Annotated in this window: 5 protein-coding genes; 2 read left to right on the forward strand and 3 right to left on the reverse strand. The window is 55.7% G+C overall.

The window, feature by feature from the left end:
- Nucleotides 1-52: 52 nt before the first annotated feature.
- Both JUJ53_RS15310 and JUJ53_RS15315 read right to left on the reverse strand, forming a co-directional pair.
- Nucleotides 53-9,487 (reverse strand): hypothetical protein, encoded by a 9,435-nt coding sequence (locus JUJ53_RS15310; RefSeq protein WP_204152878.1) that lies wholly within the window; start codon nucleotides 9,485-9,487, stop codon nucleotides 53-55.
- Nucleotides 9,488-10,438: 951 nt separating this feature from the next.
- Nucleotides 10,439-10,873: a hypothetical protein gene (locus tag JUJ53_RS15315; protein WP_204152879.1), complete on the reverse strand. Its 435-nt coding sequence runs from the start codon at nucleotides 10,871-10,873 to the stop codon at nucleotides 10,439-10,441.
- Nucleotides 10,874-11,325: 452 nt separating this feature from the next.
- Between JUJ53_RS15315 and JUJ53_RS15320 the strand changes: the two genes are divergently transcribed.
- Nucleotides 11,326-12,855 carry a multicopper oxidase family protein gene (locus JUJ53_RS15320; RefSeq protein WP_204152880.1) on the forward strand — a complete coding sequence of 510 codons (1,530 nt, stop codon included), beginning with the start codon at nucleotides 11,326-11,328 and terminating at the stop codon, nucleotides 12,853-12,855.
- A 52-nt stretch (nucleotides 12,856-12,907) separates the two neighbouring features.
- Nucleotides 12,908-14,326 (forward strand): 1-acyl-sn-glycerol-3-phosphate acyltransferase, encoded by a 1,419-nt coding sequence (locus JUJ53_RS15325; protein WP_204152881.1) that lies wholly within the window; start codon nucleotides 12,908-12,910, stop codon nucleotides 14,324-14,326.
- 83 nt (nucleotides 14,327-14,409) lie between these two features.
- Here JUJ53_RS15325 and JUJ53_RS15330 read toward each other — a convergent pair whose 3' ends face one another.
- A complete protein-coding gene (locus JUJ53_RS15330) occupies nucleotides 14,410-16,515 on the reverse strand; it encodes a M3 family metallopeptidase (protein ID WP_204152882.1) in 2,106 nt (701 codons plus the stop codon).
- Nucleotides 16,516-17,035: the final 520 nt, after the last annotated feature.

The following is a 17,035-nucleotide window of genomic DNA, read 5'->3' on the forward strand; positions in this document are numbered from 1 at the left end:
TTCTGGCTAGGAAGGCGATCGCTTTTTTCGTGTTGGGAACAGGGGCAAGACCCTAGGCTTGCAGCAGGAAGTCCTCGTTGCTAATCGAGGGACGTCCATTCAGCAACGCAAACTGGGTGAGAGCGCCGCCCGCCGTGGCCCGATAGGCCAGGGCACCGGTACCTTCGTTGTAGACAATCGCCGCTGTTGCTTCATTGACGGCTCCAATGACCGCAAATTCATCTTCCAGGCTGAAGCCGGAGGGGCCGGTTTCTTGACCGTTGTTTGCCAAGTTGATGTCGCTTTGAATGCGAGTGAAGACGGATAGATCGAGAACGATGCGATCGGCATTGGTGGAGTTGCCCGCAGTGAACTCCACGATAGTATCCACTGCGCCGTCTAGAATATCGAAGACGAAGCGATCGCGACCGCTGCCGCCCTCTAGGGTATCGGTACCGCGACCGCCGATGAGGGTATCGTTGCCGTTACCGCCCACCAGGACATCGTTGCCATTGCCGCCCACCAGGGTGTCGTTGCCCGCAAAGCCATTGAGGCTATCATCGCCCCCAAAGCCAAACAGTTGGTTATTGCCCGATCCACCATTGATAACGTTATTCGCCTCGTTGCCAAAACCGTTAAGGTTGGCATCGGTAGAAATGGTCAGGTTTTCGATGCGGGTGAAGGGCTCCTGCCGCAGATCCACCTCGAAACCCGCCACAACCGTATCAATGTCTGTATCGGGGCCATCCTCCACCACAATGTCGTCTTCCGTAATGATATAGGTGTCGTTGCCCGCACCACCCTCCAAGCGGTTGCGACCGCCACCGCCGTCGAGGACGTTATTGCCGACATTGCCGATGATCACATTATCACCACCGCTGCCAGTACCGTTGACGTTGCCGGTGCCCTGTAGCTCCAGACGTTCGATATTGTCGCCCAGGGTAAAGTTGACGCTAGACCGCACGGTATCTGTCCCGCCGCCCGACGCCTCCACAACGGAATCGCGGGTGCTATTCACGATATAGATATCATTGCCCGCACCGCCGATCATCACGTCATTGCCCAGACCGCCATCCAGGATATTGTTGCCGGAGTTGCCAATGAGGGTATTGTTGCCGTCGTTGCCCGTGCCGTTGATGTTCAGATTGGGAGCATCTTCGCTGAGGATGAGCTGCTCTAGCTGGGGTGCCAGAGTCCAGCTAATTTTGGCGATCACCGTATCCAAGTCCGTGGCGGGGCCGGTTTCGAGGATTTGGTCGAACTCATCATCCACAATGTAGGTATCATTGCCCGCACCGCCCAGTAAAACATCTGCCCCTTCACCACCGTCCAGGATATTATTGCCGCTGTTGCCGGTGATCGTGTTGTTGCGATTATTGCCGACGCCGTTGATGTTCAGGTTGGGGGCGGTTTCGCTGAGGGTGAGGTTTTCCAGGTTGGCCCCCAGGGTATAGCCGACACTGGCAACAACCAGATCAATGCCCTCGCCCGCCAGCTCAATCACCTGGTCGGCGCTGCTATCGACGATGTAGGTATCGTCACCGCTGCCACCGAGGAGGCGATCGCTCCCCCCACGACCATCCAGGATGTTGTTGCCTGAGTTGCCGATGATGGTGTTGGCTTGGTCGTTACCCACACCGTTGATATCCAAGTCGGGGCCATTATCCGTAAGGATCAGGATTTCCAGACTGGCACCGAGGGTAAAGCTCACGTCGGCAATAACGGTATCAATGCCGGGGCCGCTATCGAGCGTCACATCACCGATGTTGTCTACGATAAAGGTATCGTTGCCCAGCCCGCCGATCATGGTGTCGGCACCAACTCCGCCATCTAGGTAGTCGTTGCCATCACCGCCGCTGAGGATATTAACAAACTCATTGCCGATGATGCTGTTGTTGAGATTATTCCCCGTCCCGTTGATCGGCCCCGATCCGGCCACCAGGGTGAGGTTTTCCACATGGTCACCCAGCACATAGCTGGCCGTGGCTTCCACAAGGTCAATCCCTTCATTCAACCGCTCAACGACGACGTCATTGGAGTTGTTGACCCGGTAGGTGTCATCCCCGCGGCCGCCGGCTAGGTAGTTGACCCCGCCGCCGCCATCCAGGATATTGTTACCGCTGTTGCCGATGATGCTGTTGTCGAGGGCATTCCCCACCCCAATTAGGTCAAGGTCTAGGCCATCTTCCGTGAGGATCAGGTTTTCTAGATTGGCTCCTAGGGTATAGCTGATGCTGGCTTCCACCGTATCGATATCGGTGGCGGGGCCCGCTTCCACCACGATGTCATCAACGCTGTTGACCACGTAGACATCATTGCCGGCACCTCCTTCCAGGCGGTTGCTGCCCGTGCCGCCATCGAGACGGTTATTGCCAGCATTACCGATGATGGTGTTGTCAAACTCGTTGCCGGTGCCGTTGATATTGTCTTCTCCCAGGAGAATCAACCGCTCCACTTCCACCCCAGACCCTAAGGTGTAGGAGGCGGTGGCAAAAACCACATCATTACCCTGACCAGCGGCTTCCACCACCACATCACTGCTGTTATCGACAAAGTAGGTATCATCACCGGCACCGCCCACCAGGAAGTCGATGCCGCCGCCGCCCACCAAGACGTCGTTGCCATCGCGCCCTTCCAGACGGTTGTTGCCAGCATTGCCGATGAGGGTGTTATTGCCGTTGTTGCCGATGCCGTTGATGTTGGCATTCCCGGTGAGGGTGAGGTTTTCCAGGTTGGGGGTGAGGGTAAAACTAACGCTGGAGATCACCTGGTCAAGCCCCCCCGCCGGGCCAGCGATGTCTTCAATCACCTGATCGCCCAGGCTATCCACCACGTAGGTGTCATTGCCAGCACCACCGCGCATGATGTCGTTGCCGCTGCCGCCATCCAGGTAGTCGTCGCCGCCGAGGCCAATCAACACATCGTTGCCGCCACGACCGAGCAGGGTATTATCGCCGTCGTTGCCGGTGAGGGTATTGTCTTGGTCGTTACCGACGACGTTCAGATCCCCCACGCCCACCAAAATCACCCGCTCAATGTTGGGAGCTAGGGTAAAAGACACGGAGGAAATGACGGTATCGAAGCCTTCACCCGTGCGTTCGGTGACGCGATCGCCCAAGGAATCCACGATGTAGGTATCATTGCCCGCGCCGCCGGTCATGGTGTCATCGTCGGTGCCGCCGTCAATATAGTCATTGCCCTCACCGCCCAGGATCACATCGTTGCCGGCCAGTCCTAGCAAGGTATTGTCGCCAGCATTGCCGAGGATGGTGTTGACTTCCCCGTTGCCCACCCCGTTGATCGGATCTGCCCCTAGTAACACAAGGTTTTCTAGGTTGGGGCCGAGGGTAAAGGACACCAAGGATTCCACGGTATCGATGCCCTCGCCGGCATTTTCAAATACCTGATCGCCCAGGTTATCCACCCGGAAGACGTCGTTACCAGCCCCGCCGAACAAAACGTCTGCGCCTTCCCCACCATCCAAGACGTTATTTCCGCCATTGCCGCGCAGGGTGTTGGTTTCCGCATTCCCTACCCCCGTGAGGTTGGCTGTTCCGGTGAGGGTAAGGTTTTCTAGATTGGCCCCCAGGGTAAAGCTGACGTCGGAGATCACCAGATCTAGACCACCGGTGGGGCCGCCCACGATTTCTGCTGCTACATCACCCAAGGAATCGACGATGTAGGTATCATTGCCGATGCCGCCGCGCATGATGTCATCGCCAACGCCGCCATCTAGGCGGTCATTACCGCCGCCACCGATCAGCACATCATCGCCGAAGCCGCCTAGGAGTTGGTTATCAGCGGCGTTACCAAGGATCGTGTTGTTTTCATCATTGCCCACCCCGATCGCTGCCGTGCCGCGCAGGGTGAGGTTTTCCAGATTAGCGCCCAGGGTGTAGGACAGATCGGACAGGACTAGGTCAATGCCGCCGGCTGGGCCAGCGATCGCTTCTTCAACCACATCGCCCAGAGCATCCACCCCGTAGGTGTCATGGCCCGCACCGCCGACCATAATGTCATCGCCCGCACCGCCGTCGATGTAATCGCCGCCCTCGCCACCGATCAGCACATCATTCCCCGCCAATCCCAGCAGGGTATTGTTGCCGTTATTGCCGAGGATGGTATTGTTTTCGGCGTTGCCCACCCCGTTGATGTTGGGGTTTAGACCATTGTTGGTGAGGGTGAGGTTATCGAGATTGGCTCCTAGGGTAAAGGACACATCGGAAATCACCAGGTCAATGCCGCCGCCGGCCGCGTTGGTGAGGTCTTCGACCACCACGTCGCCGAGGTTATCGACGAGGTAAGTATCATTACCGGCCCCGCCCCGTAGATTATCCGCGCCGCTGCCGCCGTCGAGGTAGTCATTGCCGGCCCCGCCGATGATCACATCTCGACCAGCTCCCCCCAGCAGCGTGTTGTTGCCGTCGTTGCCAATGATCGTGTTGTTCTCGGCGTTGCCTACTCCATTGATATTGAGGTTGGGGCCATTGTTGGTGAGAATCAGGTTTTCTAGATTGGCCCCGAGGGTAAAGGAAAGATCTGAAATGACGGTATCGATGCCGCCTAGGGGGCCAGCGATCGCTTCTTCCACGACATCCCCAGCATTATCGACAAGGTACGTATCACTACCGGTGCCGCCGGCCATGTAGTCCGACCCGTTGCCGCCGTCGATGTAGTCGTTGCCAGCCCCGCCGATGATGCGATCGTTGCCGCCTAGCCCCAGCAGGGTATTATTCCCCTCGTTGCCGGTGATGGTATTGGCAACATCATTACCTACGCCGTTGATATTGCCGGTGCCGTTGAGGGTGAGGTTTTCTAGATTCGCACCTAGGGTGTAGTTGACGCTGGAGATGACCAAGTCAATGCCCGGCCCCGTTGCTACCACCTGATCGCCAAGGTCATCTACCACAAAGGTATTACTACCGCCGCCGCCGATCAGCACATCCGCACCGGCTCCGCCATCGAGGATATTGTTGCCGGTGTTGCCGCGAATCGTGTTATTCGCCGTATTGCCGGTGCCGTTAATGTTGGCATTGCCGCTTAGGGTCAGATTTTCTAAGGTGTTGCCGAGGGTGTAGGAAATCGAGGAAATCACGGTATCGAAGGGATCGGCACCGGTTTCTACAACCACGTCTCCGCGACTGTCTACCACATAGGTATCAATGCCTGTCCCGCCGATCATCACATCGTTGCCCGCGCCACCGTCGAGAAGATTCCCTTGGGCATTGCCGCGCAGGGTGTTGTTCTCGCCATTGCCCACCCCAACGACGGCCGTGCCCACTAGGGTAAGATTTTCGATATTGGCCCCCAGGGTATAGGAAACGCTGGAGGTTACCGTATCTAATCCCTCATCGGGGTTTTCTACAACGCGATCGCCCTCATCATCAACGAAATATCGATCATTGCCTGCCCCGCCGGCCATGTAGTCGGCTCCAGCTCCGCCATCGAGGGTGTTGTTGCCCCCGTTGCCGATCAGGCTATTCTCCAAGGCGTTACCAAAGCCGTTGATGTTGCCGGCCCCGGCTGCCAAGATCAGATTCTCTAGGTTGGCCCCGAGGGTATAGGACACCGAGGAGATCACCGTATCGATGCCGCCACCGATGCCCACGGCTTCCACCACCCCATCCCCAGCGGCATCGACCACGTAGGTGTCATTGCCCAGACCGCCGATCATCACGTCATTGCCGGCGCGCCCATCGAGGATATTATTGCCATCGTTGCCGGTGATGGTATTGCGACCTGCGTTACCCACCCCGATTAGATCCTCAGTGCCGGTGGCACCGGTCAGGATCAGATTTTCTAGATTGGCCCCGAGGGTAAAGGACACGGAGGATTCTACGGTGTCAATGCCGCCGGCTGGGCCTGCTACAGTTTCAATGGCGCGATCGCCCTCATCATCGACAATGTAGCGATCGTCGCCCCGTCCGCCAATCATCCGATCGGCCCCTGCACCACCATCTAAAACATTATTGTTGTCGTTGCCAATAATGGTGTTGTTTAGACTGTTGCCTGTGCCGTTGATGGCCCCGCCTGTTGGGTCGAGGATAAGAATTTCGATATTGTCGCCCAGGGTGTAGTTCACCGTGGAAATCACCGTATCGCGCCCGGCATTGGGTGCTTCGATGACGCGATCGCTGGTGTCATCGACGTAGTAGGTATCATTGCCGACTCCGCCGCGCATCTCGTCTACTCCTAGGCCACCCCGTAGGATGTCGTTGCCGCTGCCGCCAATCAGCACGTCATTGCCCGCACCGCCATCTAGGGTATTGCCGTTGGCGTTACCTATGATGGTATTGTTGCGATCATTGCCGGTGCCTAGGGTGGCTCCGCCCACCAGGGTTAGGTTTTCGATGTTGACATAGTCTGGTGCAGAGAGGTTGAGGTTAAGGCTGGAAATGACCGTGTCGATGTCCGTATCTGGGCCCGCTTCGGTGATGCGATCGCCCGCGCTGTCGATCACGTAGGTATCATTCCCCGTGCCGCCGATCATCAGATCATTGCCGGTGCCGCCATCAAGGAGATCATTACCTGCCCCCGCGATGATCACATCGTTGCCGCCCCGTCCTTCTAGACGATTATTTCCCTCGTTGCCAAGGATGGTGTTGTTGGCATCATTGCCGATACCGTTTAGGTTACCTGCCCCCGGTTGCAGGGTCAGGTTCTCCAGATTGGCTCCTAGGGTATAGGAAACCGACGAAAGGACTGTATCTAGACCCTCATTGGCATTTTCGATTACCCGATCGCCCAGGTTATCTACCCCGTAGGTATCATTGCCGCGGCCGCCCACGAGGCGATCGCTGCCGCCCCGACCGTCAAGGAGGTTATTGGCGTCGTTGCCAATAATGGTATTGTTACCTGCATCCCCCACCCCGTTCACGGCTCCATCCAGCAATACCAATCGCTCGACATTACCGGATAGGGTATAGCTAGCGCTAGCAATCACCACGTCTGTCCCTTCATTGGGATTTTCAGTGACCACATCAGCGCTGTTATCGACGTAGTAGGTATCATTGCCGGTGCCGCCCTGCATCGTATCGACGCCAGCACCACCGATTAAGGCATCGTTGCCGCCACCGCCCTGCAGCAGGTTATTCCCGGCATTGCCGGTGATGGTATTGTTGCCGGCATTCCCCACCCCTGTGAGGTTTTCGCTACCGGTGGGGCCCACTAAAATCAGATTCTCAACATTGGCCCCGAGCGTGAAGTTTACATCTGAAACGACGGTATCGAGACCCTCATTGGCATTTTCTACCACAATGTCGCCAACTTGGCGAACAAAGTAAGTATCATTGCCGCGACCGCCGATCAGGCTATTGCGTCCACCGACGCCATCCAGCACGTCATTGCCATCGCCGCCGATCAGAGTATTGTTACCCGTATTGCCCAGGATGGTATTATCCAGCGCGTTGCCCGAGCCAATATTATTGCCTGTGCCGACCAGGGTAAGATTTTCTAGATTAGCTCCCAGGGAATAGGATACGTCGGAAATAACTAGATCAATGCCTTCGTTCGCATATTCAACAACGCGATCGCTAATGTTATCGACCAGGTAAGTATCATTGCCCGTGCCGCCGCGCATCTCATCGATGCCGCTGCCGCCATCCAGGATATCGTTGCCGTCACCGCCCACCAGCAGATCATCGCCGCCGCGCCCTTCTAAGCGGTTATTGCCATTATTCCCCGTGATGGTGTTGGCGAGGTCATTGCCCGTGCCATCACTATCTGCTGTGCCGATCAGGAACAGGTTTTCAATGTTATCGCCTAGGGTATAGGAATCGCTAGCGACTACGGTATCAATGCCGCCGTTAACCACCTCGATCACCACATCGCCAGCACTGTCTACGACATAGATGTCATTGCCGCGCCCGCCGATCATCACATCATCGCCGCTGCCGCCATCTAGGGTATCGTTGCCGTCGCCTGCCTCAATGCGATCGCTGCCATCGCCACCCGATAAGGTATTGTTGCCGCTATTGCCAATCAGGGTGTTATCTAACTCATTGCCTGTGCCCCGCAGGTTATTAGCGCCGCCTAAAATCAGGGTTTCAACATTACCTGCCAGGGTATAAGAGCGTAGGGTAGAAATGACCGTATCGGCTCCCCCGCCAGGCGTTTCCAGAATTGTGTCACCTTCATCATTGAGGATATAGGTATCATTCCCATCCCCGCCGAGCAGGGTATCGAGCCCGGCACCACCGATCAGCACGTCATTGCCGCCGTTGCCTTGCAGCAGGTTATCTCCAGCGTTACCGGTAATCGTATTATTTTCTTCATTACCAACGCCGTTGAGATTATCATTTCCCAACAGAATCAAATTTTCTAGATTGGGGGCTAGTACCGTCGAGAAGCGAGTGATGACGGTATCAATACCACCACCTAGATCTTCCGTGATGGTATCGCCCAAGCCGCTAATGATATAGGTATCATTTCCAGTGCCGCCGATCAGAGTATTATTACCCCCCACCCCATCTAGGTAGTCGTCGCCCGCGCCGCCCTCAAGAATGTTGTTGCCCGTGGTGCCAAGGATGGTGTTGTTGAGGTCATTACCGGCTCCATTCAGGTTGCCCGTTCCTAGCAAGATCAGGTTTTCGACGTTAGCGCCTAGGGTAAACGACACCTGCGATCGCACCAGATCCAGACCCTCGTTGGCATTTTCAATTGCCGTGTCGCCGAGGTTATCGACCAGATAGATATCATCTCCGGCCCCACCGCGCATGATATCTGCTCCGGTGCCACCGTCTAGCAGATCATCGCCATCACCGCCCTCTAAGACATCATCATCTGCTCCACCGCGCAGCGTGTCGTTGCCCGCCCCGCCCCGGAGGGTATCGCGCCCGGTGTCGCCAATCAAGATATCGGTGCCATCCCCACCGTCTAGGATATCGTTGCCCGTTCCACCATTCAGGACATCATCGCCGGTGCCGCCATCGAGACGATCATTGCCAGCGTCGCCAAACAGGCGATCATCACCCGCATCGCCAAAGAGGGTGTCGTTCCCCCTATCCCCTCGAAGGGTGTCATCGCCACCGCGCCCGCGCAGGACATCATCGCCATCCAATCCGCGAAGGACGTTATTGGCGTTGTTGCCCAGGATGGTGTTGTCTAGATCGTTACCCGTACCGTTGATCGCCTGGTTTCCGGTCAAGGTCAAATTCTCGATATTTGCACCTAGCCGGAAACTAATAGACGCATTGACCAGATCGATGCCAGAGTTCAACGCCTCAATGACGCGATCGCCTGCATTATCTACAACATAAATGTCATTGCCCGCGCCCCCTTCCATGCGATCGCTGCCGGTACCGCCGTCTAGAAAGTCGCCACCACCGCCGCCAATCAGCCGATCATCGCCCGCATCGCCAAGTAAGCGATCGCTGCCAGCACCACCGTCTAACAGGTCATTACCTTGCAGACCCAGGAGGATATCATCACCACCCAGCCCAAACAGCCGATCATCCTCAACCGTACCCCGCAACCGATTGTTGCTAGCATCACCTCTTCTGACAGCCATTATTTTATTTCCTTACCAAAACCTACTGACATTCATTTCAGATCAAACCGCAGTCTTCATCCATCATCTCTTGAACCCTTGATCGACTTAAAACCAGTGAATCATCAGGTCAGACATGATAGTCCTATCTTGATCAACTTCAAGCCAACGACGTCCCTCAAGCATGAGCCAGCCTTAGGGTGAATATGGGCTGCTGACTGTGCTAGCTAAACGTGGTATTTCTTAAAGTGACATTATTAACAGGCTAAGGTAATGACGTGGATCGCCTCTCCATTGAGGTGAGCGTAGAGCAGCCCCGTGGATCTTCTGGTAGGCAAAACACTGATGAGTACAACAGCCTCTATCTATCTACCCAACGTCTGGGCATGGTGTCATGAGCATGGGTTGTTGTTCTTTGCATGAGGTTACAAGAAGGCGATCGCTTCTTGAAGGGGCAAACCAAGGCAAAGAGATTCTCATGATTGTAGCGAGTATCGTCGTCTAACCATGAGCTAGCTCCTGAGAGGGATACAAGTGCAGTTCATGACACTGAGGCGGGCTTACCTAGACTAGAGTCATAACCAAAGACACCTTGAGCCAACGTGTTTCATACCTGTCTTTGAGGTAGTCAATACCATCAACGATTGCATCAACGATTGACCGTTGCCTTACCATGCAACCATGGCTAATGCCTATGTATGACTACTGTCTTCATACCTCCTTCATCTTATTGAGATCTTAGTGAAGCCAACGTTTGATGTCTTGTTCAATATTAAAGCAAAGTTCTAGACATAACTGCCATAACTCTACGTAGATAGTCTCTTGCCTCTCTATCAGGCGTCAAAACGATCACCGCTGCATAGCAAGTCCGCAGCCTTAGAGCCGTCAGTTCAGAGTAGGGACATGTTTCGGCTTGCTGGATGAACGCATCAAGATCTCAGCCTACAAGAAAATGACTTGGTTTTCGTTCACTCATGAGCCGTCCGTTTCTAGGATCGCCTGGGAGCCCTGCTGCTCTGCCTGAAGCTGCAAGACTCGTTCAATAAACCCGGTCGCATCCTCTAGGGTTGCAGCCAAATCGGTTTGACTATTGCCTTCAAAGGAAAACTCCACAGCACGACTACCCTCGCCAAATTTCAGCGTGGCCTTGGTCGATCGCCCTGCCAAGCGCTGCCAGAGCCAAGCCGCCAGTTTGCGAACGCTGTCTAGGTTCACCTCCATTTGCAGTAAACCTGGCTCGGTTTCGTCCCCTTTTTGCACCAAGCTTCCCGCTGGAGACATAGTTTGAACGGGCACTCGTTCAACATCTTCCGCTAAATCATAGAGCTGGCGGTGCAGGGTTTGGGTTAAGACCTCTAGTTCGTCAGAGTTGAGATCTGGATCACTCAAAGCCAAGGAAAGCTGCATGGTTACAGGTACGCTGAAACAACATTCACTACTAGTGTGGCATCCAGGCTCTCGTTTGAGAACAGGGGTGTGATCCATCATAGAAGTGGACATCTAGCTAGAGGGCGATCGCCCCCCAAAACCTACGTCCTCAAGCGTCGTTGCCTATCGAGCGTTGCTGAATACAAGTATGAATGGCTCAATCCGCCCTCACTCTAGCCCTAGCCCTAGGAAGAGGGAACAGGAGTTCTAGCTCCCTTCTCCCTAGGGAGAAGGGTTGGGGATGAGGGCAAATCATCTATCGATTCAGCAATCGTCTATCGTTGACTCCGTTCGCCTCGACGCCCGTGAGGGATGTTTATTTGAACTCAGGATATTAGATAAGTATAGATTTTCTCTGATCGAAGCGATCGCCCCCCAGTATTCATAGCTACATGGCCATAATGGAGTATGCTCACTCAGTTGTTACAACCATGATCAATCGCCGTCACTTTTTGACCCTTGCTGGCGCAACCGCAGGGGCTATCATGCTACCCCGCTGTATTTCTTCAACCATAAGCCGTGCTCAGCCCTTGAGCGATCGCTTCATCAGCCAAGGGGGACTTTTAGAGGTGGATCTTACAGCTAGGATGGAACGTCTTGACCTCCTAGGCGACGGTCGCCCCGTCCAGGTCATGACCTACAACGGTCAGATGCCCGGCCCGATCTTGGAAGCCCGCGCAGGCGACACCATCCGCATTCGCTTCACCAATGGCTTGGCGACTCCCACCAATCTGCACTACCACGGTCTACATATTCCGCCCACCGGCACGGCTGATAATGTTTTTTTGTCGGTGCCACCGGGAGAGACCTTCACCTACGACTTTACATTGCCTGCCGATCATCCTGCGGGCACCTTTTGGTATCACCCCCATCACCATGGGCTGGTGGCCGAGCAGGTGTTTGGCGGTCTTTCCGGTGTGTTGATTGTCCGTGGTGCCTTGGATGACATTCCCGAAGTGCAGGCGGCCAGCGAGGCAATTCTGGTGCTCAAAGATTTTGACGTGAGTCAGCAGCAGGTAGCCACTCCTAGCCCTATGGCTCAAATGTGGGGACGGGAAGGATCGATCCTCACGGTCAACGGTCAGCGCCGCCCTAGTTTCACAATTCCCCAAGATGGATTACTGCGGCTGCGTATCGTCAACGCATCGGCTTCGCGATTTTATCGATTGGCGATCGCTTCCCATCCCATGCATTGGATTGCCAGTGATGCCGGAGCCTTGGAAGCGCCGGTGACCGTGGAAGAGGTGCTCCTAACGCCCGGTGAACGGGCCGAGGTGTTGGTTCATGGGACAGAAGCGGCGGGTGAGTATGAGGTGCTTAACCTTCCCTACGATCGCGGTCTGATGACGATGATGCAAGGCATGGACAACCAAACCATTCAGGATCAGCCGGAGGTGCTGGCTCGACTCGTCTATGGCGATCGCACCACGGTGATGGCTCCACCCACTCAGCTTCTACCCATTGAGGCCCTGCCGGAACCTAGCCAAGTGCGGACGTTTGTGCTTAACCATGGCATGGGTGGCGGCATGGGCGGCATGAATCAGGATGGTACGCAGCGCGGCGGCATGGGTATGCCGGGGATGAATGGCGGCATGGGCGGTATGCATCGCGGCGGCATGGGTGGCGGCATGATGCCGGGCTTTTTGATCAATGGTCAAATGTTTGACCACCATCGCGTTGACACCGAAGTCCAGCTCAACACCGTGGAAGACTGGGAGATTATCAACGACGGCGGCATGGATCATCCCTTTCACATTCACGTCAATCCCTTCCAGGTGATCGAACGCAATGGTGTGGCGGAGCCTTACCGTGCATGGAAGGACACCGTGCTAGTGCCACGATATGAACGGGTACGTATTCGCGTGCCCTTTGACCAATTTTCGGGTATGACAGTTTACCACTGTCACATTCTTGATCACGAAGATCGCGGAATGATGGGTATTCTGGACATCAGAGCCTAACCCGTTATCTCAACGAGGGCAGGCTATTTCATCCCTCTTGAGGATTGTTGCTGTGTCCTACTTTGTCACTGAAGTTCAACCGCCGCTGGCTTTTATCGAACCTTCGTTTAATGCTGCTGTTTGGCAGGGGGCGCGATCGCTCCTCCCGTTCTGGCTGCGCTGGCGGCTGAAGATTGACCAAGTCGAGGTTCACAATGGCGACACCCTCGCCCGCCTATACCAAGACTTTCAGTCGGGCAAAGCCCGCTTCCTGATTGCCTTCCGCCATCCGTCCACCAGCGATCCACTGTGCATCGCCCAGATGATCTGGTCACAGCTACCGGCGATCGCTTCCCAGCAGGGTATTCGAATCACCAACCCCCATGTCCATTTTGTCTACGATCGCGGCATTCCCCTTTGGGCAGGGCGACCGGTGGGCTGGCTGATGGCCCAGCTTGGCGGCACCCCCATCCGGCGCGGCGGTCTCGATCGCCCGGGTCTACGCTCCATCCGCCAGCTCTTTGCCCAGGGAGACTTTCCCATGGCGGCGGCTCCGGAAGGCGGCACCAATGGTCATAATGAACTGATTAGCCCCCTAGAACCTGGCATTGCCCAGTTTGGCTTTTGGTGTGCGGAAGATGTACGCGATCGCGATACCCAGGTATTTATCTTACCTTTAGGCATTCAGTACCACTTCACGACGGCTCCTTGGACAAGCCTCGTCCAATTACTTAGCCAGCTTGAAGCCGACAGTGGTTGGGTGCCGCCGCCCGCACCGGCTACCTTACCCACCATTCGCAATGGGCAACCCCTCACCCCTGAGCAAGAAACGTGGCTATACCAGCGGCTATACGGTCTGGGCGAACATTTATTGGTTCAGCTTGAGCGCTACTACATTCGCTTTTATCAGCATATGCTGCCCGAAGCCCTAGCCGATGCCCTTGCTAACCCATCCCAGGCGGGGGATACCTCGCTTGATCTCCCCCAGCGCTTGCAGACGTTGCTGGATACGGCCCTGATTGTGGCAGAACAGTTCTTCCAGCTCACGCCCAAGGGTACGGTGATCGATCGCTGTCGGCGGGTGGAGCAGGCGGGCTGGGATCGGATTTATCGCAATGATCTACAACTGTCTGACCTATCGCCAGTGGAGCAGGGGTTGGCCGATCGCATTGCGGAAGAAGCGGATCTGCGACTGTGGCACATGCGACTAGTGGAAAACTTCGTCAGCGTCACAGGGCGCTACGTGAAGGAAAAACCTACCGTGGAGCGCTTTGCCGATACCCTGCTGCTGCTGTGGAAAACCATTGCGCGCATCAAGGGCGATCGCACCTCCCAAATCCCTCGACTGGGAGCCCAACGGGTGCAGATGACGGTGGGGCAACCCCTGTGTGTGAGCGATCGCTGGGATGACTATCAGGGCAATCGCCGTCAAGCCATCACCAGCCTCACCCAAGATCTCCAGGGTGCGCTCGATGCCATGATCCAAACGTAGGTGATCCAGATCGGTAATCTAGACCTAGGTGATCTAGACCTAGGTGATCTAGAGCTAAGTGATCCAGACTAGGCGATTCAGACCTAAGCCGATACCAGTAACCCACTGTGGCGCAGCAAGGCGGAGGGATCCGGTTCCCGGCCTCGGAACGCCTTGAACACCTCCATGGGCGGCTGGCTACCGCCTAGGGCCAGCACCGTATCGCGAAACCGCCGTCCCACCTCCGCGATCGCTCCGTCATCGTCTAGACCCGCTTCCTCAAAGGCAGCGAAAGCATCGGCACTCAGCACCTCAGCCCACTTATAGCTGTAGTAGCCCGCCGCATAGCCCCCGGCAAAAATATGCTTGAAGGCGCAGAGGAAGGAATCTTCTGGCAAGGGCGATAGCACCATGGTGGTGGCAGCGAGGCGATCGCGCACTTGGTTGGGGGTTTCATCGCTGGTGGGCTGGTAGCGATGGTGGAGCTCCAGATCTAGCAGGCTGAGATGAACTTGGCGCAGGGTGGCACTGCCGCTCATGTAGGTGCGGGCCGTCACCAGCTTTTGGTAATACTCATCGGGCAACGGTTCGCCAGTTTGGTAATGCTTGCCCAAGCTCATCAAGGTAGAGCGTCGGTAGCACCAATTTTCCATAAACTGGCTGGGCAGTTCCACTGCATCCCATTCCACGTTGTTAATTCCCGAGGCCCCGGAGTAATCCACGGTGGTTAGCATATGCTGCAGCCCATGCCCAAATTCATGGAACAGGGTTTCCACATCCCGGAAGGTCATCAGACTGGGAACGTCATCCACCGGCGGTGATTGGTTACAAATCAAATAGGCGATGGGCAACCGCAGCCGTTCTCCTTCTACCAAGCGAATCTTGGCCCGCTGGAGACAGACATTCATCCAAGCGCCCCCCTGTTTTTCCGCAGGACGGCTGTAGGGATCGAGGTAGAAGTAAGCGATCGCTTTCCCTTGCTCATCCGACACTTGGAAGTAGCGCACATCGTCATGCCATACCGGAGCCTGCCCGTCTGCGGGGGTAATAATGACCCCAAAGAGTTGGCGGGCCAGGTCAAACAAACCATCCAGCACCTGGGTGAGGGGAAAATAGGGGCGCAGCTCTTCTTCATTTAAGGCAAACTCAATCTCCCGCTGCCGCTCCGACCAAAAGGGAATATCCCAATGGGCCAGGGTGGTGACGGTGGGATCTTGAGCCTGGGCAAAGGCGGTAAGCTGCTCCAAGTCATGCACGGCCGCATCGTAGCTCGATCGGCGTAGGGACTCTAGCAGCGCTTCCACGGCCGCCACATCTGGAGCCATTTTGCTGGCCAGGCTCAGATCTGCGTAGGAGCCGAAGCCGAGGATCTGGGCTTTGATCTGCCGCAGTTCTAAAATGCGGCGCAGCAGGGCGGTGTTGTCAAATTCTCCGGAAGCGGCCCGGCCGACAAACGCCCGGTATAGTTTTTCTCGCAGATCGCGGCGGCGGCTATGCTGCATAAACGGCAGATAGCTAGGAAAGTCGAGGGTAATCAACCAAGGGCCAGCCTCGGCCGTCGCTTCGGTTTCTCCTGCCATCCGTGCCATTTGGGCCGCCAGCGATCGCAAACTGGGCGGCAATCCATCTACCTCGTCAGCCTGGGTAAACAGGAAGGAGATCGCCTTGGTGGCATCTAGCACGTGGTTGGAAAAATCCGTGCCCATTTCCGCCAGTTCAAGCTGAACCTCATTGAAGCGATCGCGAATCTCTCCGGTGAGCCCCACGCCAGCAAATTCGGCCTCGCGAATATTCGCCTCAACAATACGGCGCTGGGCCGCATCCAACTGCTGCCATTCCTCGCCATCCCGAATCGCTTTATAGCCCTCGTATAGAGACTGGCTTTGGCTGAGGCGATTGATAAACTGCACCACCGCTGGCTGCACCGTCTGCTGAGCTTCCCGCAAGTCTGGACTATTCTTAACGCTCATCAAATGGCCAATCACCCCCCAACTCCAGGACAGCCGTTCTTCAATGTGGGTGAGGGGCTCGATCAAGCCTGCCCAGGTGGGAGTGCCCCGATCTTCTAAGTAAGCCAACTCGTCATCTAGCTCCGTGAGCAGTTGGGTGATGGCGGGCACCACATGCTCAGGCTGGATGCGATCGAAGGGCGGCAGCCCATAGCCAATGAGGAGAGGATTTTCAAGCGGAGTCAAGACGGATTGGGTCATCGTTGCCAGAATTAGGTGGAGGATAGGGGATTGGATGCCAGTTCGGTGTCGTTGGGATAGCACTCTATCGCAATCAATCGACGATTCATCGTCGATCAAGCAATCAAAGTACCATCCCAAAAGCGATCGCCGGTCTAGATCCAGACCCAACGGGTAGAAGGACAAAAAAGCGGAACAACCTGTCCCGCCATTAAGAGCCCGTCAGGGCTCCCTGAGATACAGACTGATTAGGCCTGCTGATCTCCATTCAAACAGATCTACGAGATATTGTGGCAGCGATGGAGGAGCAATCGCCTGCACTGCCAATATTACGAAGTATTGCACGTTCTCATCATATCTGTCTCTAGAGAGATGTATCGCAACAGACAAATTCCTAAGCTAAAGACACATTTCTAGGTTATGAAGAAAACCTTAAGGTTTCTCGTAAGCCGGGGCTGGCCCGCCGTTGGGAGGCTCATGAGCGATCGCTGATTGCTGTAGCTCGTCTAGGTTGGCTGCGCCCGTGGTGAATGGTTTGTCT

This window comes from Leptolyngbya sp. CCY15150, assembly GCF_016888135.1.
Classification (GTDB): domain Bacteria; phylum Cyanobacteriota; class Cyanobacteriia; order RECH01; family RECH01; genus RECH01.